We start from the raw sequence: 22,691 nt of genomic DNA on the forward strand, positions 1-22,691 counted from the left end.
GCTGTATTTGCGCCATTGACTCAGGTGATTTTCATAAATCATCGATATGATGATCAACACATACGCGCTGATCTGGGGTCGAAACTCACCAATGCCCGAACAAAGTATTACACCGACTTACGATGTGGAGAATGCGGTTCTCAGTCGCTACCAAGCGGGAGCCCAGACCCACGAACCCAGTCTCTGTTGCCCGACGGAATACCAGGATGTCCATTATCTGGATGTGATTCCCGATGAAATTTTGACGAAGGATTACGGTTGTGGTGATCCGACTCGCTATGCAATCCCAGGGGATACCGTCCTTGATCTGGGGTGTGGAGCTGGCAAAAATTGCTACATGGTGGTCCAAAAAGTGGGGCCGACAGGGAAGGTGATTGGCGTTGATTTTAATGATGTGATGTTAAATCTCGCCCGCAAATATCAAGGGGCGATCGCCACGAAAATTGGCTTCCAGAATACCGAATTTGTCAAAGGGAAAATCCAAGACCTCAAACTCCCCCTCGAACCGCTCCAGGCGTGGCTCCAGGCAAATCCCATTATCATCTTAGAAGATATTGCCCGCTATGAAATAGAAGGCGATCGCCTCCGGGCAGAGTCCCCCCTAATTGCCGACGAGAGCATTGACCTCGTGATCTCTAACTGTGTTTTAAACCTCGTCAAACCCAGCGATAAACAACAATTGTTCCAGGAAATTCACCGGGTTCTGAAAAAAGGGGGCCGCGCCGTCATCTCGGATATCGTCTGTGATGAGCCACCCACCGAAAAAATCCTCAATGATCCAGAGCTATGGAGTGGTTGTATTGCTGGCGCTTTTCTGGAAGCCGAATTTTTGCAAATGTTTGAGGCGGCGGGTTTTTCTAGCGTTGAAATCCTTAATTACGGGGCTGAACCCTGGCAGACTATTGATGGCATCGAATTTCGCTCTATGACCGTCCGGGCTTACAAAGGCGAAAAAGAAATTGGTCGCGAACAGCACCAAGCCGTCATTTACAAAGGCCCCTGGAAGCAGATCCAAGATGATGCAGGTCGCACCTATTTTCGAGGTGAAAGAATGGCCGTTTGTGATCAAACCTTTCAGCGCCTGACGAATCCCGATGGCCCCTATGCCGGGCAATTTATTCCCGTTGCCCCCTACCAAGCAATTCCCCCGGAAACAGCCGCCCCATTTAACTGTCACCCAGAGGCCCGCCGTGATCCCCAGGAGACCAAGGGCGCAGATTACCAGCTCACCCAACTAACCGAAGACGCCCCCTGTTGTCGCACTGACAGTTGTTGCTAACTAAAAATTCATCCCTGTTCTGTTATCCCAATCACCATGGTTCAAACCCCAACCCAAACTGCAATCCCAGCTTTTCAGAAAACCTTGGGTCAACCCCTAAGCAAAACCCCCATCAGCACTCTCCAAATTAACCTCGGCAAAAAATGTAACCTCGCCTGTACCCATTGCCATGTTGAGGCCGGCCCGAAGCGCACCGAGGCACTCAGCCCAGAAATTTGTGCCCAATTAATCCAACTGATTCGCACCTTTCCCCAAATTCAAACGGTGGATCTCACGGGGGGAGCGCCGGAAATGCACGATGGGTTCCGGCAACTGGTGGCTGCAGCACGGGAAACAGGGAAAGATGTGATTGTGCGCTCAAACCTAACCATTTTTTTCGTGCCTGGGTACGAAGATTTACCCACCTATTTTGCGGAAAATCAGGTGCGAGTGGTGGCTTCCCTGCCCTGTTATTTAGAAGATAACGTCGATCGCCAACGGGGTGCAGGAGTGTACCAAGATTCCATTGCGGCCCTACAAAAATTAAATGCCTTGGGTTATGGTCGAGATCCCGCCCTAGTCTTGGATTTGGTTTACAATCCGCCCGTGCCCCGGAACCAGGACTTTTCCCTCACGCCCAATCAGGTGGCCCTAGAGCAGGATTACAAAGCCTATTTAGCACGCCATTTTCAAATTCGGTTTAATCACCTGTTTACGATCACAAATTTACCCATTGGCCGCGTAAAAAATTATCTCCAGGCCCATGCGCTCTATAAACCCTATCTCAGCTTTTTGGCGGCACATCACAACGGGACGACAGTGCCTAATCTTATGTGTCGTAGTCAGCTTTCTGTGGATTATGAAGGCAATATTTTTGATTGTGATTTTAACCAGATGGAAGCTCTACCAGCCCGCACTCCCGACGGCCAACCGGTAACGGTGCGGCACCTCCTAGAAGCAGAATCCTTAGATGTCATTGAAACGGTGGCGACGAAACCCTATTGCTATGGTTGCACAGCGGGAAGTGGCTCGAGTTGTGGTGGTGCTTTGAGCTAAGAGACTATCCACTGAATCATTAGAGGTGACTGGCGCGCAATTTTTCTGCTAATTAATCCGGTCAGATTGCGGCTTGCTGGGGTAGACGAGAAAACTTGAAGATTTCGCGGCTTATTTTTCCGGTTGGTTGCGGGGGCGATACTCCAACCACAGGGGAACAATAATCCAGGCCGCGACGAGGGCAAAAACAAGGAGACCGAATTTCGCCATGAACCGCAACACATCCGCCAGGGGCATGATGCGTCCGAGGAAATAGGGGAGCGTCACCGTCACTGTTCCCCAGGCGATCGCCCCCGCTAAGTTGCACAGCAGAAAGATCGGCCAGGCCATCCCCACAATGCCGGCGAAGGGAGCGGCAAAAATCCGAAAAAAGGTGATAAACCGACCAACAAAAACAGCTTTAGGGGCATTTTCTAAAAACTTTTGCTTAGTTTCGGCGAGCTTTTCGTCACTAATTTTAAAAAAATGGGCCACTTTCTGGAGCAACGGCAACCCACCCCACTTCCCTGCTAGGTAGCCGATATTATTGCCGATGAATGATCCGGCGATCGCCCCACACAAAACCCAGCGATATTGCAGCTCGCCACTCCCGGCAAAAAAGCCACCCAGCAGGGTTAACGCTTCTCCGGGGAGGGGGATGCCCATATTTTCCAGGCCGATGCCGATAAAAACAGACCAATAACCATATTCTGTGACGAGGGTTTGCAGGGTTTCTAGGGAAATCAACTCAAGGGTCATGGAGAAAATTTAAGACAATGTTTATATTTTGACACTCCTTTTCGGCGGACGGGGGCCGCCACTGTAACTTTCGGGGTGGGTTGTCACCCAAGTTTCTGGGGACTTCTGGCGAAAGCCACCAAATCAGCCCAAAATTTTTTAAGATAATTATTAAGCAATATTACAAATATCCCATCGTGACCCAACTCGCCCCGAAACCGGATCCGACTGATAATCCAGCGATCGCCTCTCAATCGAAGCGGCTACCCTGGCTTGGTTTGGTGGTCGGAATTTTGATCGGGGCGATCGCCACCTATGTGGGGGGGCAATTTTCCAGCTCCCAACCGGAAGAAACCTCATCCGCCCCAACGACAAATCCCAATCAAGCCCCTGGGCGAGCTGTCACGACCTTGACCCTCGAACCCCAGGCGATCGCCAAAACCATGGCGATTGTGGGCACCGTTACCCCCGCTGAGATTGTGGCAGTTACGGCGGCCCGTTCGGGTCTCCAGATCACTAATCTCCTGGTGGATGAAGGGGACAATGTCCAAGCCGGTCAACTGCTGGCCCAACTGGATAATGCCACCCTCCAGGCAGAACTCCGCCAAGCCCAAGCCCAGGTCGCCCAAGCCCAAGCCCGCCTCGCCGAACTCAGAGCCGGAGCCCGCTCCGAAGAACTTGCCCGCGCCCAAGAACAAGTAAACCAAGCCAGGGCCGCCCTGGGACGGAGCCAAGCAGATCTCAAGCTGAGCGAACAACGCCTACAACGGAACCAAGAATTATTTGAAGCTGGGGCGATCGCCGCTGATACCCTCGATGAAACCCGCACCCGTCGTGATGGTGCCGCCGCCAGTGTCAGTCAAAATCAGGCCACATTACGGGAAGCCGAACAACGCTTGCAAGAATTGCGCCGTGGCCCCCGTCTTGAAACCCTGGCCCAGGCAGAAGCCCAACTACAACAGGCCCAGGCCCAGGTTAGCCTAGTGACCACCCGGTTGCGGGAGACCCAAGTCCGGGCACCGCGCTCCGGTAAAATTATCGAAAAATTCGCTCAACTCGGTGATCTCAGTGCTGCCAATGAGCCGTTATTTAATCTTTTAGAAGCAGGGCAATTAGAACTCGAAGCAAACATTCCCGAAACCCAACTGAATCAGGTCGAAATTGGTCAAACCGTTGAAATTACCAGCGATCGCGATCCCAATCTTCAGCTCACGGGGCAAATCCAAGAGATTGTCCCCACCGTTGACCGACAATCCCGCCAGGCGACCCTAAAAATTAGTTTGCCCCTAGGGACAGACCTCAAGCCAGGAATGTTTTTACGGGGCAATATCATTCTGGCCCAGGCCCAGGGTTTAGGGGTGCCCACGGAGGCTGTGATTCCCCAGGATGGCGAGCAAGCAACGGTTTTCCGGGTGAATAATGACAACACTGTTACCGCCGTCACCGTCCAACTTGGGGAGCTTTTAGACGATGACCAGATCGAAGTGCTAGGGGGGTTGCAAGCGGGCGATCGCCTAGTGGTAAAAGGAGCCCCCTATCTTAAAGATGGGGACGCCATCGAAATCCAACCCTTCCAATAGGCATTTTTTAGCTAGCGAAAATCAAGGTGGTGAAATCTTAAGTTTTAATGTTTTTTCTAAAGAAAAATTTTCACTGAAGACGTAATTTTATATTTGTTTAAGAAATGCCAAGGGTTGGGGGAGATTAGCCGCCAAAAAGAGCTTTTCTATGGTCACAACACTGAGCAAAGCAACGCTTTAGGGAAAATTTAACCTGTTTAAAAACAGCCTTTAAAAGAATTCTTTCGTCCCGGTAATCCAGACCCCGGCCCTTGAGGTGAGGTAATCCTCACAAATCAGGTCAAGATTTTTTCAAAAAGTGAAAACTTCCTCAACAATCCCCGGCCACTTTTAAAAAGATCTTGTAAGTTGAGAGTAGTGCCCCCACGCACTGTATCAAAACATTAATACCCACTGCTTGGGGGCGATCGCCGCACACAAAAGGAGTAATGACCTATGGCTACCGCAAACCCGATTATTGATATTGAAGACTATGGTCAAAGTATCTGGATGGATAACCTCAGTCGGGATTTAATCACCTCTGGGGAATTGGCACAATTGATCGACAGTCGGGGGATCCATGGGATTACCTCTAATCCAGCAATTTTTGAAAAGGCGATCGCCGGCAACGAAATTTACGACGAGGCGATCAAGCAGGGCATTGCGGCCGGAAAATCCACCCTCGAAATCTACGAATCCATTGTGTTTGAGGATATCGGTAACGCCTGCGATATTTTTGCGGGGGTCTACGAAAAAACCGACGCCCTCGATGGCTATGTGAGCATCGAAGTTCCCCCCAACATTGCCAAAGACACCGAAAGCACGATCAAAGAAGCCCGCCGCTATTTCAAGGAAATTGGTCGTCCCAACGTAATGATCAAAATCCCCGGTACCCCCGAAGGCTTGCCCGCCGTCACCCAGGCGATCGCCGAAGGCATTAACGTCAACGTCACCCTGCTATTTTCTGTACAAGCCTACATCGACACCGCTTGGGCCTACATTGAAGGACTCGAAAAACGCGCCGCCGCCGGAGAAGATATCAGCAACATTGCCTCCGTTGCCAGCTTTTTCCTCAGCCGCATTGATGTGAATATCGACAATCAACTTGATGCCAAAATTAAATCCGGGGTCAGCGAAGATGTCGCCAGCAAGCTGATCGGTCTCAAAGGAAAAGTGGCGATCGCCAACGCAAAAATTGCCTACCAACATTACCTTGAGATTTTCAGTAGCGACCGTTGGCAAGCCCTCGCTGCGAAAGGCGCGAAACCCCAACGACTCCTCTGGGCCAGCACCGGCACCAAAAATCCCGACTATAGCGATGTAATGTATGTCGATGAACTCGTCGGCGCTGACACCGTCAATACCCTGCCCCCCGACACCATCGAAGCCTGTGCCGACCACTGCGATCCCGCCAACCGCATTACTGCCAACGTCGCCCAAGCCAAACAAATCATTGCCGCCCTCGGTGACGCAGATGTGGCGATCGATCTTGACACTGTAATGGCCGAACTCCTCGAAGAAGGGATCGAAAAATTTATCAAGCCCTTCGAATCCCTCATGGACTCCCTCGAAACCAAAGTCAAACAATTGGCCACTGTCTAACCAAACCCACCCCTAAAGTCTCCTCCATAGGGGATTTTAGGGAGATGTCAAAAATCCCTTTCTGATTACCCCATTGCTCCTTCAAACCCAGCCCTATGGTTGCCTTACAAGAAAATCCCCTCAGAGTCGGACTCCGCCAAGAACGCACCCCAGACCCCCTGATCATCGTTATCTTTGGTGCTTCCGGCGATCTCACCCAGCGTAAACTCGTTCCCTCCCTCTACGCCCTCAAAAAAGATAATTTATTGCCACCGGAGATCACTATCGTCGGTGTTGCCCGGCGGGACTGGAGCCACGATTACTTCCGCGAACAAATGCGCCAGGGCATTGAGGAATTTTCCGACGGCATCGGCAGCGAAGACCTCTGGAACAACTTTGCCGAAGGGCTTTTTTATTGTTCCGGCAATATGGACGACCCCGACAGTTACCAGAAACTTAAAACCTTTTTAGACGAACTCGATCAAAAACGAGGTACCAGGGGTAATCGTGTCTTTTACCTTGCGGTCTCTCCGAAATTTTTCCCGCCTGGCATCAAAAATCTGGGGGCGGCTGGGATGCTCAATGATCCCCTCAAGCACCGCCTCGTCATTGAGAAACCTTTTGGCAAAGATCTCAGTTCCGCCCAAGTTTTAAATAATGTCGTTAAAAATGTCTGCCGCGAAGAACAGGTTTATCGCATCGACCACTACCTCGGTAAAGAAACTGTCCAAAACCTGTTGGTCTTTCGCTTTGCCAACGCCATCTTTGAACCCCTCTGGAATCGCCATTACGTCGATCACGTGCAAATTACCGTCGCCGAGACGGTGGGTGTCGAAGATCGTGCAGGTTATTACGAAACCTCCGGCGCCCTGCGGGATATGTTGCAAAATCACCTGATGCAACTGTTTTGTTTAACGGCGATGGAAGCGCCCAATGCTTTAAATGCCGACAGTATTCGCAGCGAAAAAACCAAGGTATTACAGGCTACCTACCTCGCCGATATCCATAATCTTGATAAATCAGCGATTCGAGGGCAATACAAAGCCGGTTGGATGAAAGGCAAACCCGTCCCCGGTTACCGGGAAGAATCCGGCGTCAATCCCGAATCAACGACGCCCACCTATGTGGCGATGAAATTTATGGTAGATAATTGGCGCTGGCAAGGGGTACCTTTCTATCTGCGTACCGGTAAGCGTTTGCCCAAGAAAGTTTCAGAAATTGCGATTCAATTTAAGCAGGTGCCCCTGGCGATCTTCCCATCGGCAGCAAAACAGGCGAATCCCAATACCCTGGCCCTGCGGATTCAACCCAATGAGGGCATTTCCCTACGCTTTGAGGCCAAGATGCCCGGCGCAGATATTAGAACCCGCAGCGTGGATATGGATTTTAGCTATGGAACATCCTTTGCCATGGCTACCCAGGATGCTTACACCCGACTGCTTTTGGATTGTATGGTCGGTGATCAAACTCTCTTTACCCGGGCCGATGAGGTGGAGGAGGCTTGGCGTGTGGTGACACCAGCTCTAGCGGCGTGGGATGGGCCAGCGGATCCTAGCAATGTGCCCCAATATGAGGCGGGGACTTGGGAACCGACAGAAGCGGAATTTTTGATTAATCGGGATGGTCGCCGTTGGCGTCGGTTGTAGAGGCGAATTTCCAATTTTAGGGAATAGATATCGGCTCTCAGTGTTTGTTTATTTTTGATCTCTTAATTCTTTTCGCACGCAAATTTCGCAAAAAACTCTCTAAGCAATCTCTGGAAAAATTATGACTATTTCAGCACCCCTTGTTTCTTTGCAAGCTCCGAAGGATGTCTCGATTGAGGAGATTGAAGCGGAACTGGCACAACTCTGGCAAAATTACCGCTCCGATGAGGGCATGAGTGCCACCCGGGCCACCACCTTTAGTTTTTTGGTCTATGAGCCGGACGATTCCCAAGCATTGTTGGCAAGTTTAGGATTTTATTCGGGGCCAATCGATGGGATCGCTGGTTCGCGCACGGTGGCAGCAATCCGGGCTGCTCAAAAAGCCTATGGTTTTGAGGAAACCGGTAAGATTTCACCGGAATTACTCGCGAAGCTCCGGGAAATGTGGGAGTGCCAGAGTCAGGATCAAGGCTGCCAACCGTTGACCTATTCGGCCGATCTGAGTAGTTCTGGGGTGGCCGATGCGATCGCCGCTGCGAATCCCTGTCGAATCATTACCCTTTGTCCCACCACCGGTGAAGATGAAGGCGTTTCCGCCCAGGTTTCCGCCTATTGTCCGATTAATAAACGGGGCGGTAGCACCCTTGTTTGTTGCGAGTACATTACCCTGAGTGGCACAGCGGCAGCCCTAGAGCGCATTGGGGGCCTAATTACGGCTTTGATGGTGCGGGATTTGCCAAAATTCATCTGGTGGAAGGCAGTGCCAGATAGCAACTATGGCCTCTTTCAACGGTTGATGGCCGAAGCAGATACCCTCATCCTCGACTCCAGTGGTTTCCGGGATGCCGAAGCAGATCTCAAGGTTGTGTGCGAACTGTTGCAGCAGGGCACCAACACCGCCGATCTCAATTGGAGTCGTTTAGCAGCTTGGCAAGAGTTAACTGCCGCTGCCTTTGACCCCCCAGAACGACGGGAAGCCATCTGGGATGTAGACCATGTGACCCTCAACTACGAAAAAGGGAATGCCACCCAAGCGATTTTGTTTTTAGGCTGGCTCGCCAGTCGCCTCGGCTGGAATCCGACAGACATCGAACGGGAATCAGGGGATTATGAGATTCACCGCATTCGTTTTGGCGATCGCCACAAAAAAGCAATTACGGCTGAACTAGTAGGTCTACCCATGGCCGATGTGGGGGATATCGTCGGCGATCTCGTGAACCTCAAACTCACCTCCAATAACCTTGATGCCGATTGTTGCACCGTGATTTGTTCAGAAACCTCTGGCTGTATGCACATGGAATCGGGTGGTGGTGCGCAATCCTGCCGCATTGAACAGGTCACCCCCTTGGCTGATCAAGCAACCGAGCATCTCCTGGGGCAACAGCTCCAACGCTGGGGCAAAGATGTTCTCTACACCGAAACCATGGAACAGGTGCGTCAAATCCTCGCCCTTTAACCCTTTCAATTTTATGGTCAGTGGCTGAGGCGAACCTGAAACCGATCCGCCTGGGTGAGTTGAATTTTATCCGCTTGCATGAGTTGTTTGAGGAGGCGATTGACCGTTACCTGGGTGGCCCCCAGAACCTCAGACAATTGCTTGCTGGTGAGGGGAAACGGAATCATCATTCCTTCCGGGGAAGGGTTGCCGTGGGTACGCCCCAACATTTCTAGGTATAGCCACAGCCGATCAATAGTTTTGCGTTGGCACAGGAGGGTCTGCTCTAGGCGCTGGTGTTGCTGCTGGTGCCGGAGCGCTTGTAATACGTTGTTTTTTAGGGTGGGCCACTGATCGAGATCTTCCCAGTAGAGCCAGAAGACTTCTGTTTGATCCACCTGGGCGATCGCCTGGAACGAGATCATCGGACTGCGGTAGATATCAATGGGTTGATCGGCCCCGATAAACGCCAAAATTACCGGCTGCCCATCCAGGGAAAGGGAAGGCTGGAAATGCCGGAGACGACTTTCAATGCGCACAAATCCTTTCGTGACAAAGTAGAGCAAACCGGGCCGGGTGGGAATGGTTTCTTCCTGGAAAAACGTCCGACTCCGACAGTGGGCGATCGCCCATTCTTGCAAAAACTCTGTGATTAAAGGCGAGTGGGGCTTAATTTCGTCAAGGGCAAAGAACTGAGACATTACTTAATAGATACACAAAAATACGCAAAAAAAGAGTGAATATGAGTGAGCTGATCTTGGGTCGGTTTTAGGGGCTATTAATACGGGCAAAAGCTGCGGAAAGCTCTATCATCCTAAAAGATCCCCCTAGTCCAGGCAAGCTGCAATGGCGTCCATTTCAGTCATAACCCAGGATGGCAATTTAACCAACGATCTTCGCGTACACCTCGCCCAGGCGGGAGATCTTGCCAAAGCCAGTGAAATTCCACTCCAGCTCTGTTTCCAACGGCAAGGCATCGGTTTTCGGTCGGCGATCGCCTTAAAATTGGCCGCCCACAGCCACCAGCCTCCCCAGACCATTGCCCAGGCATATCTCGCTCGGCTCACTGCCCCAACGCCGCAATCAGATTCAAAACACCGAACTGCAACGACGGTATTCACCTATGAGGCGATCGCCACCCCCCAGGGTTGGTTAGAATTCTTTTTGATGCCGACGGAGATCGGCCGCTGGCTAGATCAAATATTACAGCGAGAAAATCAGATTTTCCCTCAGTTGCCCTCAGATTTTTTATTCTCTTGCCATTACCTACAGCAACGCTTCCAAGACCTCAGTCGCCTCGCCGCTGACTACACCGCAGATACGCCCCAATGGAATTTTGAAAAAACTCTTTTGACCGCCTGGGAGCAAGCTCTCCTAGAGGCGATCGCCCGTTGTGCCCTAGGGAGTTTCCATCGCTCACCCAAACCCCATCTTTTTGCCGCCCTCGAACAAACTCTCTGGGAATTACAGCGCCGTTGCCCTCTATTTTATTTTCTCCGTGAAAATCCCACCCAAGGCCATCATTATTGGCAGTGGTTTACCTATCTCGCCCAATTTTTAGCCTGCTATCTTCCACAATTAGAAAATTAATTCACAAGACTCAAAGGCAGTGGGACGTTAGCTTTCACGCTTTTTTTGATTAGTCTATTTAAAATTTTCGACACAAAACTTGAAAAAAACATGGCAGTTTGAGAAAAGATGGTCTACACTTACAGGTGTGTGAGGAGCGAACCAGAAAGAAGACCGAGACGAAACACGGAAAGTCGCCGGTCTTTTTTCTGTGCCCAACACAAAAATATCCCAGGGTTACATCGCTACGAACAATCACCCCAGGATTCACAACAGTCTTTAGTTTTCTTAAATCAATACACCCCAGCGGCTAGTTGCAACAGGGTTTAATCTTGGCGGTTTTGGAGGCTCTTCGGATCGAGGGCATCCCGTAGCCCGTCACCGAGCAGGTTAAAGGCCAGCACCGTCACGATAATCAAAATTGCGGGTGACCACACCAGCCAGGGTTGCAAGACCAGAATAGACGCATTGGTACTCAAAGAGAGCAGATTGCCCCAACTGGGGTCGGGCTGTTGAATGCCGAGGCCAATCAAGCTCAATACCGATTCGGCAATGATAAATCCTGGTACGGCGAGGGTTGCGGAGATAATCGCATAGCTCGCCGTTTGGGGCAGGATATGTTTGGTGATGATGTAGAGCGATCGCCCCCCCGTTGCTTGGGCCGCCTGGACAAATTCTTGGTTTTTAATCGAGAGTACTTGACCCCGGATCACCCGCGCCAGGCCAGACCAGCTAATGAACGAGGTAATCAGCACAATCAAGAGGAATCGCTGGGCGCTGGTTAAACTCGCGGGCAGAATTGCCGCCAGGGAAACGAGGAGATAAATCCCTGGAATGGTCATCAACACTTCCACAAAGCGCATCAAGACCGCATCGATCCAGCCGCCAAAATAGCCAGAAATGCCACCGATGAGCATCCCCAAGGGAAAGGAAATGACAATCCCCACCAGGCCGATAAAGAGGCTAATGCGGCCCCCATGGAGTAAGCGGCTAAATTGATCGCGCCCCTGTTCGTCGGTGCCGAGGAGATTAAAGCGGGCCTCGCCGACCACCCCAAATAAATGGCGATCGCCCCGGATACCCGGAAAGATAATTTTTTCCTCGAAGGTCGGGGGCACGGGCAATTTGATCTGGAACAGTTGGTAAGGATCGCCTTTCACAAAGAGGCGCAGCGGTTGGGGGTTATCGGTATCAACAATCAGTTGGCGATCGCCCGTGTCGAGATCCGTCGGCCCCTGGCTGGTGGGATAAACATGGGGGGTGCCATTGCGCCAGTGGATCGCTGTGGGCGGCATTAAAGAACCATCGGCCTGGGACACATAGGGGTCATAAGGAGCAAAAAAATCAGCACCAATGACGAGGACATAAAAGGTGATCAGGATAATTGCGCCCAAACGCGCCAGGGTATTATTTCGAAGTTTGCGCCACCAATCCATAGTTACTGCCAGGGTTGCCAAAAATAATTGTGTCCCCTCATTCTAATGCCTGCAGATACTCGATCGCGGCAGCAAGCTGGGAGTCATAGCCCTCGGCAAAGTCCATAAACCAGAGCCCTTCATTGGAAAGGGGATCCAGTTGCTTGAGCCAAGTTTCGGCTTTGGTACGCCAATATTTAGCCTGGGCCTGTTTTTGCTTTTCAGCGGCGGCGATCGCCTTGAGGTCTGTTTCCGGGAGGGGCTGTTGGGCTTGCTGCTGCTGTTCGGCGATTAGTTGGTTAATGTCTTGGTACAGACGGTGATTTTTTTCACAATCTTTGAGTTTGTTGGCGGTCGTTTCCTGTTCGAGGGCCTGCAACATGGACGAAAGGCGATCGCCCTGGGATGACTTTTCCCCAGTCGGCTGCGGGCGGGCTTGGTATTCCTGCTGGAGCGCCGCTAGGGTTTGATCCAGGCCATTGTCCGGTGGCTGTGGTGCTGCCGCGCGATGTTGATTTTCTAAATCCCGTAGCAAATCATCAAGGGAAGCCATCGTTCAATCCATTGCCGAAGAAATCTCACCTTAATTATAAAAAGATCTTTCCCCTTCTTTAATCCGGCGCAAACTGACACCGCAAACGCACCGCCTGGGCTAACAACCGTCGATAATCCTGGTTATCAATAACGTAGGAACCAAATCGCTCTAGGTGCGGATTTTGTAGCTGGGCATCAAACAGGATAAAGCCTTGCCGCCGCAGATGTTCGACTAAAAGAACCATTGCCACCTTTGAACCATTGGGAATTTGAAAAAACATCGACTCCCCGATAAAGGCCCCACCAATGGCGATGCCTAAAATCCCCCCAGCTAATTGATCCCCCCGCCAAGTTTCAAAACTGTGGGCCCACCCCGCCCGGTGCAACGCCCGATAAATGTCTAGCAATTCCGGCGAAATCCAGGTCACATCCCGGTTGGCACAGCCGGCACACACCGCCTCAAAGGCTTGGTTAATTTTGGGGGTAAAAATCTGTTGATTGAGCGATCGCCTCAGGGATTTGGGATAACGAAACCGACCATCTAGGGGAATCAAAGTCCGTTGCCGACTCGAATACCAACCCAAATGCTGTTGCTCATCCGCCATCAGAAAATAGCCCTGGGAATATCCTTCTAAAATTGCTGGCAGATTAAAACGGCTGATCATACATTGCCCACGACGGAATTTTTCAACTGTACCAGGCGATCGCCCTGGCGTTTAGGTCTTGAGGCGATAACCAATGCCCCGCACCGTCTCAATGAGATCACTGCCCAACTTTTTACGGAGATAGCCAATGTACACATCGACGATATTCGAACCTGGATCGTAATCATAGCCCCACACCTGATCCAAGAGCTGCTGACGGCTGAGGACTTGGTCGGGATGGCGGAGCAACGTTTCTAATAGGATAAATTCACGGGTGGGCAACTCTAACCAAACATCCCCCTGCCTGACCCGCCGCGCCTTGAGATCTAGCTCCAACGTCTGGGTTTTCAGACACATCGGTTCCGGGGTCGCCCTTGGGGTAAAGGTGCGTAACCGCGCTTGGACACGGGCCAGGAGTTCTTTAAAACTAAACGGTTTACCCAAGTAATCGTCGGCACCAAGGTTTAAGCCAGTTACTTTGTCATCGAGGTCATCGCGGGCCGTGAGGATAATAATTGGGGCCGTAACCCCCTGACCGCGCAGATCATGGAGCACCTCTAAACCATCGGCATCAGGCAAGCCTAAATCTAAGATCAACAGGGAAAAGGGATATTGCAAGGCCCAGTCTAGGGCTTCTTTGGCGGTGCTGGCGATGGTCACCGTAAAGCCTTCGCTTTTAAACCCCTTTTGAAGGAAGGAAGCGATTCTAGGTTCGTCTTCGATAATCAGAATCTGGGTCATAGGGAATCGTCAGGGTAAATGTACTGCCTTTGTTGAGTTCGCTTTCGACGGTAATGCTGCCGCCATGGGCGATCGCCACCTGTTTAACGATGGCTAACCCCAGGCCTGAGCCTTCTGTGCCCCGTACTTGGCGGCCCCGGGCAAACCGTTCAAAAATCCGTGTTTGGTCAGCGGCGGCAATTCCCTGCCCACTATCTTGTAACCAAAATTGTAAATTTTTCCCGGTGCGAGTGACCCCTAGGCAAATTTCGTCATGGGGTTGGGTATGTTGAACGGCGTTTTGGGCGAGGTTAATCAGTGCTTGGGTTAACCGTTGGCGATCGCCCCAGAGAATCCCCGTCACCATTCCCTGCCGTTGCCATTGGCGAGGACTAGACGTTAAAGCCGTAATTTTCGTGTAGAGCTCTTCTAAAAACGACTCTATATCAATCGGCTCATAATGCAAAAAATTAGGCCGCTCCAACTTCGCCAACAGGATCAACTCCTGCACCAGTCGGCCCATGCGATCTAGTTCATCTACAACCAATTCCACTGTTTTTTGTTCTTCGAGGGAAAGATTGGCGATCGCCATCAATTCCAAATGACCCCGAATAATCGTGATCGGCGTACGCAGTTCATGGCCCACATCATTGAGAAATTGCCGCTGATTTTCAAAGGCCGTTTCCAGTCGGTCTAGCATCGAGTTGAAAGCCTGGGCTAAATTGGCCAATTCCCCCTGGGTGGTGATGGGAATCCGTCGCGTCAGGTTGGATTCATTAATGCTTGTTGCCGTTTTCAAAATTAAAGTTAGGGGCGCTAAAACCCGCCCTGCAATCACGGCACTCACCGCAATGGACAAACAAAAAACCCCGATCAACGTCGCAAAAACAATTTTTAAAGACGTGAGAGTTTCATTGTGTTCCCCCGCCACAGCATGGACAGCAATAAAGCGCCCCAGAATATCCCCTGTCTCATTTTCGATGGGGAGCGCCACATACAAAATATCCCCCGTTTCCGAATTAGGACGCGGATCAACTCCCTCTTCCCAGCGGTTTACCTGGGCCAAGCGTTGCAAAAGAGAAGAATCTGCCTGGAGGGTCGGCGGTAGTGCTTCGGGGCTAGAGCGATAAAATTCCTCGGCAATCACGCCAACGATAAAAGTGTCGTCCTCCGGTACCCGACGGGCCAGATACAGATTAAACAAAGAAATCAAATCCGCCGGGGTAGAGAGGGGCAAAATCTCGGTTTCTCGGAGGGCAAGCCGTTGTTTCACTTGGGGATCGTTGTTAAGCAACCCTTCAAACAAATACACATCTTCCTTGAGATCATTTCTCACCCGCTGGTTAATGTTGCTAAATACCAAGTGCAACATCAGGGGAAAGGAAATGGCCAGGAACCCTGATAACAGTAGTAAATACCAGAAAAAAACGCGACCCCGAACCGAGAGAAAATGGATTCGCAGCAGTTTAAGCCATTGTTTGGGGGAAAAGACGACCATTAACGCTGGAAGAGGGAGCGTTGGGGTAGGGGGCGTTCAATAATACCGGCCACTTGGGTCGCGGCATTGAGATTAAGACTCAGGGCTTGTTTTGCCCAAATATTACCTTGAATCACTGCGCCATTGGCAATGAGGGTTCCCCTAGGTTGGACGATGATATCGCCCCGTACGGTGGTTTGCCGGAGAATGCAGGTGGCTCCGGAAGGGACTTCGAGATCCCCAATGGCGATCGCCCCTAAACTTCCTTTACATTGGGTCGCTTGGGCGAGTACGGGGAAGAGTCCGAAAACCCCCATGGCAAAGGCCACGCCCAGTCCCAGTCGGCAAAACGGGAATTGTAAATAATGCTGATACTGACCCATGGGAAAATAGCTAACTTTTAAGGGATAGGGATTGTCGGGCAGATTGCTTCAACTCTAAGGATGACCGAGAGCAATGAAACAACATTGAAAATTCCATGAGAAGTTTCTCATCTAACCTGTTGCAGTTGTTCGGCAAGGCGATCGCCACAAAGTTCGATCAGGGTGGGAATATTCGGGCGACGCTCTGAAATACGCCAACTAATGGCAATATGCCGCAGGAGAGTGAGGTTAGCGTAGATATCAATAGCTTGACTCAGATGGGAGCTTTCTGGGGGTTGTTTTGACAAAAAAGCCGTCTTTAAATCCTGTTCCTGACTAACCATGGCACCGGGATCACCCCAGGTGCGGAGGCTCTGCTCGGTCATGTGGGCGATGAAATTCCCCAGATCAACGGCGGGATCTCCTTGACAGTAGAGGTCGAGATCCACCAACCAAAGGCGATCGCCTTCTACCAAAATCTGATCGGCGTAAAAGTCCCGGTGAATCGTCGTTGAGGGGCGGGGATGCTGTTCTAAGATTTGTCCCAGCCGTTCACTTTGGGCGATGAAATGTTGAATTTGTGTTTGCCACTGAGGTTGCTGTTGGGCAAAATCCCGGAGGCGATCGCCCAGTATTTGTAATTCAGCGGCAATGGTGTGGGTTTTGGTGGTAGGGACAGAATGACTGTGGATTTTATAGGCTAGGGCGGCAATTTTTTCCGGCAAGTCGGGTCGGGTAATCAATAAAGTTGTCGCAGGTTGACCGGGAACCCATCCTTGGAGCCACATCTGCCAGGGTTCAACAATACCGAGAGGTTCCGGCACCGATAAGCCATCTTCACTCTGGCCATGGAAGCCGTTTTCCCATAACGCTCGCTGGTAGCCATAGCTTTTGTGATCTGTGCCCTTGGCGCGAATTTTGCCGAGAATAATCTGTTCCCCTGCGTCGGTTTCCAGATGATAAGCAATCAAGGCCCGGCGTCCGATTTTATGGCGTAGCAGTTCGGCCTTGATCACCCTCCGTACAGTGGGAAAAATGGTAATGAAATGCGGCTGGGCTAACTGGAGGTCGAGGGCAAACGGTAGCCAGGGCATTTTGGGATCAGGGGAAAGTTCGGTCATCGTTAATGTTGCAAGGATTCGCTGAACGTTGCGAGGGTTTGCCGTTGGAAAAGGTCGGCATAGACGCCCTGACGAGCCAGTAATTCGGCGTGGGTGCCCTGTTCCTGGATTTGCCCTTGGTCGAGGTAAAGGATTTGGTCGGCGGCGATCGCCAACTGGAGATTGTGGGTCACCAGAAATGTGGTGCGATTTTCTGCTAACCGTTCTAGGGCTTCAAAAACCAACTGTTCGTTGACTTTATCCAAGCCACTGGTGGGTTCATCCAGGATCAAAATGGGGGTTTGTCGCATCGCAGCCCTGGCGATCGCCAATCGTTGCCGCTGCCCACCAGAAAGGGTTGTACCCCGTTCCCCCACCACTGTGTCGTAGCCCTGAGGCAGTTGCAAGATAAAGTCATGGGCATTGGCTAAACGGGCTGCCGCTTCGATCTTGGCCATCGTTGCGTCCTCGATGCCATAGGCGATATTTTCCCGGATCGTTGCCGCAAACAGTAAGCTCTCCTGCAACACCACCGCCATTTGGTTCCGTAAGCTCGTCAGTTGATAATCCCGCAGATCCTGACCATCAATAAGAATTTTTCCTGCTGTTGGGTCATAGAGGCGCAACAACAAACTGAGAAAGGTCGATTTTCCACTGCCGGAAGCGCCAACAAGGGCAATTTTTTCGCCGGGTTGCACCGATAAATTTAGCCCCTTAAGAATTCCTTGGTCGGGATGATAGCCAAAGGAGACATCTTTAAATTCAATCAACCCCCGGAGAGATGGCGTGGCGATCGCCCCTGGTTTGTCTTGAATATCGGGGGTTTCCGCCAAAATATTTAAAATCCGTTCCCCCGATGCCGCCGCCTTCGCCAGACGACCTGTATATTTCGCGAAATTCTGCACCGGTTTGTAGGCATTGCGCAGATAGGTTAAAAACACCAAGACCGTTCCCGGAGTGAGGGCATCTTCGATCACCAGATGTGCCCCGTAGCCCATCACCAAGGCTGTTCCCAGGGCAATCAGCACGTCCACCACCCGTTCCAAGTTGGCGGCTAACCGTTTAGTTTCAATGCTTTCCTGGAGACTTTGTTGGTTCTGGCGACTAAAAAGATCCGCAAAGGCCTGCTCTAGGGAAAGGGCTTGCACCAGTTTGATCGCGGCGAGGGATTCGGCGGCGGTGGCAGCGACGGCTCCTTCCCGGTGGCGTTGGGTGAGGGAAGCACGGCGAATTTTGGCACTTAAACGGCTGGCAGCAAACCAAAACAGGGGGAAAGTTACGAGGGATAAGAGGGTGAGTTTCAAGTCAAGCCAGGCCATTACTCCCACCATTCCCCCCAGGGTTAACAGGCTCACCACAAGGGGCAACGCCGCCGTGAGCAAAATTTCCTGGAGACGATTGGCATCGCTACTGACGCGGATAATCAGGTCGCCGCTGCGGGCTTGGTAGTGGTAGCGCAGAGAAAGCCGTTGCAAATGACTGTACAGTTGATCCCGCACCTGGGCCATGACGCGACTACCGACGATCGCCAAACTGACGGTATTCCAATAGGTGGCGATCGCCCGACTGACGGCAATGACGATCACCCCAGCGGCAATTAAAACTAACAGCCAGGCGGGATCGAGGTTCCTAAAGCCGAGAAAAGAAAGAGCCGGCTGGGTTTGAGCGGGAATCAGTACCCCGTCAATGAGCAGCTTGAGGGGCCAAGGTTCCAATAGTCGCAACCCCACATCTGCCAACAAGGTCACCATCGCCACCAGCAAGAGTCGCCACTGGGCGCGAATTTGGGGCCAAAAGGTCGTAATCACGGCCCAGAGGCCAGGAACAGCTTGGGTCATGGGAGAGGCACGGTGCATATTTTTCTAACTTTTAACCTCAACGTTAAAAAACGAGGCTTGGGCGATCGCCAAAATTTGGGCGGCAATGTGATCCCAGGTATGGTGTTTAAGCACGAAACCACGGGCAGCCAGACCTAACTGTTCCCGATACTGGGGCGATCGCCAAAGATGTTCGAGGGCTTGGGCAAGAGCGGCTGGCTCTCCCGGTGGATACAAAATGCCCGTCACCCCATCCTCAATAATGTCCGGCAGTTGACCGATGCAACTCGCCACCACGGGCAGCCCCGCTGCCATGTATTCCACCACCTTGAGGGGCGAAAAATAAAAATTTTCACTGGCGGGATAGGGGGCCACAGCCACGCTCATCTGGCTTAACCAGTGGGAGACTGCCTCTGGAGCCACAGCACCTGTCCATTGCACCTGGGCCGTTAACTTGCGCTGGGCGATCGCCTGTTCAAGGGCTTGCCGTTGGGGGCCATCGCCGACGATCAACAACTGGGCTTCCGGGACAGTTTGTCGCAGTTGAGCAAAGGCTTCAATGAGGCAATCTAGGCCATGCCAAGGCTTGAGGGAACCCACAAAACCCACCGTAAACGGCTTTGCGGCGGACGGCTTGAAAACCTCCGAAAATCGGTCTGGATTCACGCCATTGGGCAGCACAAAAAGGCGATCGCCCAGCCCCCATTGCTGTAAATAAGACTTCACCCCCTCGGATACGGCGATTAAAGCCGTTGCTTTCCCAAAGGCTGTCGCTGCGACCTGCAACGCTAAATCCCGGTCTATTAAACCCCGGTGGGTGGCCTGTTCTTCAATTAGGGGCGCATTCACTTCTAAAATGCCGGGAATCTGCCAGTGTCGCGCAAAGGTCATCCCCGCTTGGCTCCAGAGGGAATAACGTTCGTAGACGAGATCGTAGGGGGCCGCCTGGGTTAATAAATTTTGCAATATCTGATTTTGTTGAAAGAGTCCCTGCTCCCGCATTGCCAAATCACCCTTGGGAACTTTGGGCAAGCAGTAAACGGGTAAATCGGCCAAATCTGCGGGCGGTTCACCTCCAAGCCTCGCTGCAAATAACGTCACCGTTGCCCCCTGGTGTCGAAAGGCGCGAATCATCTCCTGGACATGGATCGAGGCACCTTTGCAGCCAAAGACCGGAATGCCTGGATCGACGCAGACATAGGCAATTTTCATCGTTGGGCCTCCCCTTGGTGGAACAGTTGGCAGAGTTGGGCGGCATTGCGCTGGAGATCAAAGGCTTGTTCTAAACGCTGGCGGGCTGCCTGGGTGAAGTGGTGCCGTAAATCTGCTTGGTTTAAAAGAATTTGGAGGGCTTTGGCGAGTTGTTCTGGATCATTTTGGGCCACCAGCAACCCTGTCTCCTGGTGCTGAATAATTTCGGGAATTCCTGTGACATCCGTTGCCACGCAGGGAGTTCCCAAGGCGATCGCCTCTAACAAAACTGTAGGTAAACCGTCCCGATTGCCATCTTTCCCAATGACATAGGGAGCGGCGAAAACTGTCGCCTGTTTTAGGAGTTGAAATACTTCTCCCTGGGGTTTGGGGCCAATGATCTCCACCCAAGGTTCTAGTTGGTGCTGGGCAATTTGCGATCGCAATGTCGTTTCTAGGGGGCCACTCCCCACGATGTGACAGTGAAACTCGCAACCCCAACGGCGCAGCAGATCACAGGCGGCGATCAGATAGGTCAAGCCCTTCTTTTCCACGAGGCGCGACACTGACACAATTAACGGTGGCTGTGGATTTTCTAAAGGAGGTTGGTAGGGAAGTTCCGTTAAATCCATGCCGTTGTAAATGCGTTTGACCTTAGTTGCAACTTCCCCATACTGTTGCTGTAAATAGGTACGGTTATAGTCGCTAACAGTCACCACGGCGGCGGCGTCCTGGAGTTTGCGAGCGAAATCGGCTGGATCCACGCTTTCGTGGAAAATATCTTTCGCGTGGGCCGTAAAGCTGTAGGGAACCTCCGCAAAATGGGCGGCTAACCGGGTAACACTGGTGGCGACGCTGGCAAAATGGGCATGGAGATGGGTGATCCCTTGGTGGCGAACGGCTTGGGCGAGCCAGAGGGCTTGATACAGAACACTGGAACGTTCTCCGGCGGCATAGGCTAATTTTTTCCAGAGGTCGGGGATCAGGGCGGCGGTAGCTTGGATTTCTGCCCAGAGGTAACTGGCGGCGGTGGGATTTTGCCCCAATAAATCGGGGTGCGATCGCCCTTGGCTGGGTTTTTGAATGTAGGTGACAGGGGCTTTGACCCTGGCAATTTTGTCTTGAAAATGACTATCCACCGGGGGCCGCAGGGCAAAAATTTTGATGTCTAAACCCGCTGCTTCGTGGGCGAGAATTTCATTGACGATAAAGGTTTCTGAATAGCGGGGATAGCGTTTAACAACGTAGGCAATGGCCATGGCACATTGAACAAATAATAAAAATAAGGTGATGGACTAGGAAGCTTGGGCAGTAAAACCGCTAGAGATCTTGAGCATCTGAGCCAAAAGGAGGGGCAATTGTTCGGTGGCCTGGAGATTGAGACCAGCACTGCGCTTGGGGAATTTTGGATCACAACGGAGCCAAGCCGCTAAATTTTGGGGATTAACCTGGTGGGGATGGAGCACATCCACCAGACCCAATTGTTTTAAACGGGTCGCCCGCAGCCATTGTTCCTGGCGGGGTTTTATCCGGGGAATAATCAAAGCGGGTTTCTGGAAGGAAAGAATTTCACAGGTGGTATTGTAGCCGCCCATGGCAATCACCCGTTCGGCGGCGGCCATGAGAATCGTCGGTTCGGGACAGTAAGGAAAGATCGTCAGGTGGGGATTATGTTGGGCGATCGCCCCTAGGGTTTGGCGCACGGACTCCGGCATAAAAGGCCCCGTGAGTAGCACCCCCGGATTCTCGGCGGTGAAGGGAATTTGGGCAAAGGCGATCGCCAGGGTTTCCCCATCTTGGCCGCCACCCACCGCACCGAGGACGAACTGGGCTGGTAAATCCCACGCTTTTAAGGTTTCTTGCCAGGGTTGCCCTAAATACTGGAGGCGATCGCATTGATTGAAATAACCGAGGGGCAGCATTTTTGCGACCACCTCTGGGGAAAAATCATATTCCCGCCGCAGATCGTAAACCTGGGGATCGCCGTAAATCCACACCGTATCATAGTAGCGACGAATGGCCGTTTCGTTGTCCGCCCGTTGCCAATCCCGCCGCACCGCTGCCGGGTCGTCCAACACATCCCTTAGCCCTAAAACACAGCGCATCTGGGGCTGTTTCCGGATATATTCCAGGCTGGGGTCTAGTTCCCGTTCTGCCCCCCTGGGGACATTATCGATGATGAAAACATCCGGTTGAAATTGTTGAACGGCGTTTAAAATTAGCTGCGATCGCAACCCAATGATGTCCCGTAAAGGCAAAGCTAAATGACGCGCTCTGTAGGAACCATCCCGGCTTTTTTTCAAGGCTGGCAAACTTAAACAATCAATCCCCGCAGTAGCAAGCCCTTCATTGCCATCGCCCATGCCACTAATGAGCAAAATATCCAGGGGCAAAGCTGATCGTTGTAGGGTCTGCGCAATCAACACATTACGCCGTTTGTGACCCAAGCCCATGGTGTCGTGGGAATATAGCACGATGCGGTGGCGAGGAGCTGGCGGCCTAGATCGGGGAGCTCGTTTCCCAGAAACAGAGGTTGGGCTAGAGATCCCCTGGGGCGATCGCCATTGAACATTCCGTTGTCGTTGGGCGGGTTCCATGGGCAAAGACCTC

20 protein-coding genes are annotated in these 22,691 nt (G+C 51.9%); 7 read left to right on the plus strand and 13 right to left on the minus strand.

Going from position 1 to position 22,691, the window contains the following annotated elements:
- Positions 1-91 precede the first annotated feature (91 nt).
- Both AACR41_RS07215 and arsS read left to right on the plus strand, forming a co-directional pair.
- Complete coding sequence (locus AACR41_RS07215) at positions 92-1,279, plus strand: methyltransferase domain-containing protein (protein WP_030007165.1); 1,188 nt, start codon at positions 92-94, stop codon at positions 1,277-1,279.
- Positions 1,280-1,315: 36 nt separating this feature from the next.
- A complete protein-coding gene (gene arsS, locus AACR41_RS07220) occupies positions 1,316-2,314 on the plus strand; it encodes an arsenosugar biosynthesis radical SAM (seleno)protein ArsS (RefSeq protein WP_030007166.1) in 999 nt (332 codons plus the stop codon).
- A gap of 111 nt (positions 2,315-2,425) precedes the next feature.
- Here arsS and AACR41_RS07225 read toward each other — a convergent pair whose 3' ends face one another.
- Complete coding sequence (locus AACR41_RS07225; protein ID WP_030007167.1) at positions 2,426-3,052, minus strand: DedA family protein; 627 nt, start codon at positions 3,050-3,052, stop codon at positions 2,426-2,428.
- A gap of 176 nt (positions 3,053-3,228) precedes the next feature.
- Here AACR41_RS07225 and AACR41_RS07230 point away from each other — a divergent pair, with 176 nt between their 5' ends.
- The 4 genes from AACR41_RS07230 to opcA all read left to right on the plus strand — a co-directional run bounded on the left by AACR41_RS07230 (position 3,229) and on the right by opcA (position 9,273).
- Positions 3,229-4,611, plus strand: a complete 1,383-nt coding sequence (locus AACR41_RS07230) for an efflux RND transporter periplasmic adaptor subunit (protein WP_045442024.1) — start codon at positions 3,229-3,231, stop codon at positions 4,609-4,611.
- Positions 4,612-5,046: 435 nt separating this feature from the next.
- Positions 5,047-6,192, plus strand: a complete 1,146-nt coding sequence (tal, locus tag AACR41_RS07235) for a transaldolase (protein WP_030007169.1) — start codon at positions 5,047-5,049, stop codon at positions 6,190-6,192.
- A gap of 95 nt (positions 6,193-6,287) precedes the next feature.
- A complete protein-coding gene (gene zwf, locus AACR41_RS07240) occupies positions 6,288-7,817 on the plus strand; it encodes a glucose-6-phosphate dehydrogenase (protein WP_030007170.1) in 1,530 nt (509 codons plus the stop codon).
- A gap of 118 nt (positions 7,818-7,935) precedes the next feature.
- On the plus strand, positions 7,936-9,273 hold the full coding sequence (gene opcA / locus AACR41_RS07245) for a glucose-6-phosphate dehydrogenase assembly protein OpcA (protein WP_030007171.1): 1,338 nt from the start codon (positions 7,936-7,938) through the stop codon (positions 9,271-9,273).
- Between the two features lie 17 nt (positions 9,274-9,290).
- Here opcA and AACR41_RS07250 read toward each other — a convergent pair whose 3' ends face one another.
- Positions 9,291-9,953: a Crp/Fnr family transcriptional regulator gene (locus AACR41_RS07250; RefSeq protein ID WP_030007172.1), complete on the minus strand. Its 663-nt coding sequence runs from the start codon at positions 9,951-9,953 to the stop codon at positions 9,291-9,293.
- Between the two features lie 145 nt (positions 9,954-10,098).
- On the opposite strand from AACR41_RS07250, the gene AACR41_RS07255 reads away from it, so the two are divergent.
- On the plus strand, positions 10,099-10,842 hold the full coding sequence (locus tag AACR41_RS07255) for a hypothetical protein (RefSeq protein ID WP_030007173.1): 744 nt from the start codon (positions 10,099-10,101) through the stop codon (positions 10,840-10,842).
- Positions 10,843-11,147: 305 nt separating this feature from the next.
- On the opposite strand, the gene AACR41_RS07260 is transcribed toward AACR41_RS07255, so the two are convergent.
- From AACR41_RS07260 to AACR41_RS07310, 11 genes are all read right to left on the minus strand, one after another.
- A complete protein-coding gene (locus AACR41_RS07260; RefSeq protein WP_030007174.1) occupies positions 11,148-12,257 on the minus strand; it encodes an ABC transporter permease in 1,110 nt (369 codons plus the stop codon).
- Positions 12,258-12,294: 37 nt separating this feature from the next.
- Entirely contained in the window at positions 12,295-12,789 is a 495-nt protein-coding gene (locus tag AACR41_RS07265; protein ID WP_045442003.1) for a salt stress protein, Slr1339 family, read from the minus strand.
- Positions 12,790-12,847: 58 nt separating this feature from the next.
- Positions 12,848-13,435, minus strand: coding sequence for a leucyl/phenylalanyl-tRNA--protein transferase (gene aat, locus AACR41_RS07270; RefSeq protein ID WP_012307067.1), 588 nt, complete (start codon positions 13,433-13,435; stop codon positions 12,848-12,850).
- 51 nt (positions 13,436-13,486) lie between these two features.
- Positions 13,487-14,155, minus strand: a complete 669-nt coding sequence (locus AACR41_RS07275) for a response regulator transcription factor (protein ID WP_030007176.1) — start codon at positions 14,153-14,155, stop codon at positions 13,487-13,489.
- Positions 14,121-15,632, minus strand: coding sequence for a sensor histidine kinase (locus AACR41_RS07280; protein WP_030007177.1), 1,512 nt, complete (start codon positions 15,630-15,632; stop codon positions 14,121-14,123). The genes AACR41_RS07275 and AACR41_RS07280 overlap by 35 nt, the downstream gene beginning before the upstream one ends.
- Positions 15,632-15,994, minus strand: a complete 363-nt coding sequence (locus tag AACR41_RS07285) for a hypothetical protein (RefSeq protein WP_052349668.1) — start codon at positions 15,992-15,994, stop codon at positions 15,632-15,634. Before AACR41_RS07285 ends, AACR41_RS07280 begins: the two co-directional genes overlap by 1 nt.
- 107 nt (positions 15,995-16,101) lie before the next feature.
- Positions 16,102-17,094, minus strand: a complete 993-nt coding sequence (locus tag AACR41_RS07290; RefSeq protein ID WP_030007179.1) for a phosphotransferase family protein — start codon at positions 17,092-17,094, stop codon at positions 16,102-16,104.
- 2 nt (positions 17,095-17,096) lie between these two features.
- Positions 17,097-18,911 carry an ABC transporter ATP-binding protein gene (locus AACR41_RS07295; protein WP_223209925.1) on the minus strand — a complete coding sequence of 605 codons (1,815 nt, stop codon included), beginning with the start codon at positions 18,909-18,911 and terminating at the stop codon, positions 17,097-17,099.
- 24 nt (positions 18,912-18,935) lie between these two features.
- Positions 18,936-20,102 carry a glycosyltransferase family 4 protein gene (locus tag AACR41_RS07300; RefSeq protein WP_030007181.1) on the minus strand — a complete coding sequence of 389 codons (1,167 nt, stop codon included), beginning with the start codon at positions 20,100-20,102 and terminating at the stop codon, positions 18,936-18,938.
- Positions 20,099-21,340, minus strand: coding sequence for a glycosyltransferase family 4 protein (locus AACR41_RS07305; protein WP_030007182.1), 1,242 nt, complete (start codon positions 21,338-21,340; stop codon positions 20,099-20,101). Before AACR41_RS07305 ends, AACR41_RS07300 begins: the two co-directional genes overlap by 4 nt.
- A gap of 36 nt (positions 21,341-21,376) precedes the next feature.
- Positions 21,377-22,678, minus strand: coding sequence for a glycosyltransferase family protein (locus AACR41_RS07310; protein ID WP_030007183.1), 1,302 nt, complete (start codon positions 22,676-22,678; stop codon positions 21,377-21,379).
- Between the last annotated feature and the right edge of the window lie 13 nt (positions 22,679-22,691).

It is taken from the genome of Picosynechococcus sp. NKBG042902, from assembly GCF_963864045.1.
Lineage (GTDB): Bacteria > Cyanobacteriota > Cyanobacteriia > Cyanobacteriales > MRBY01 > MRBY01.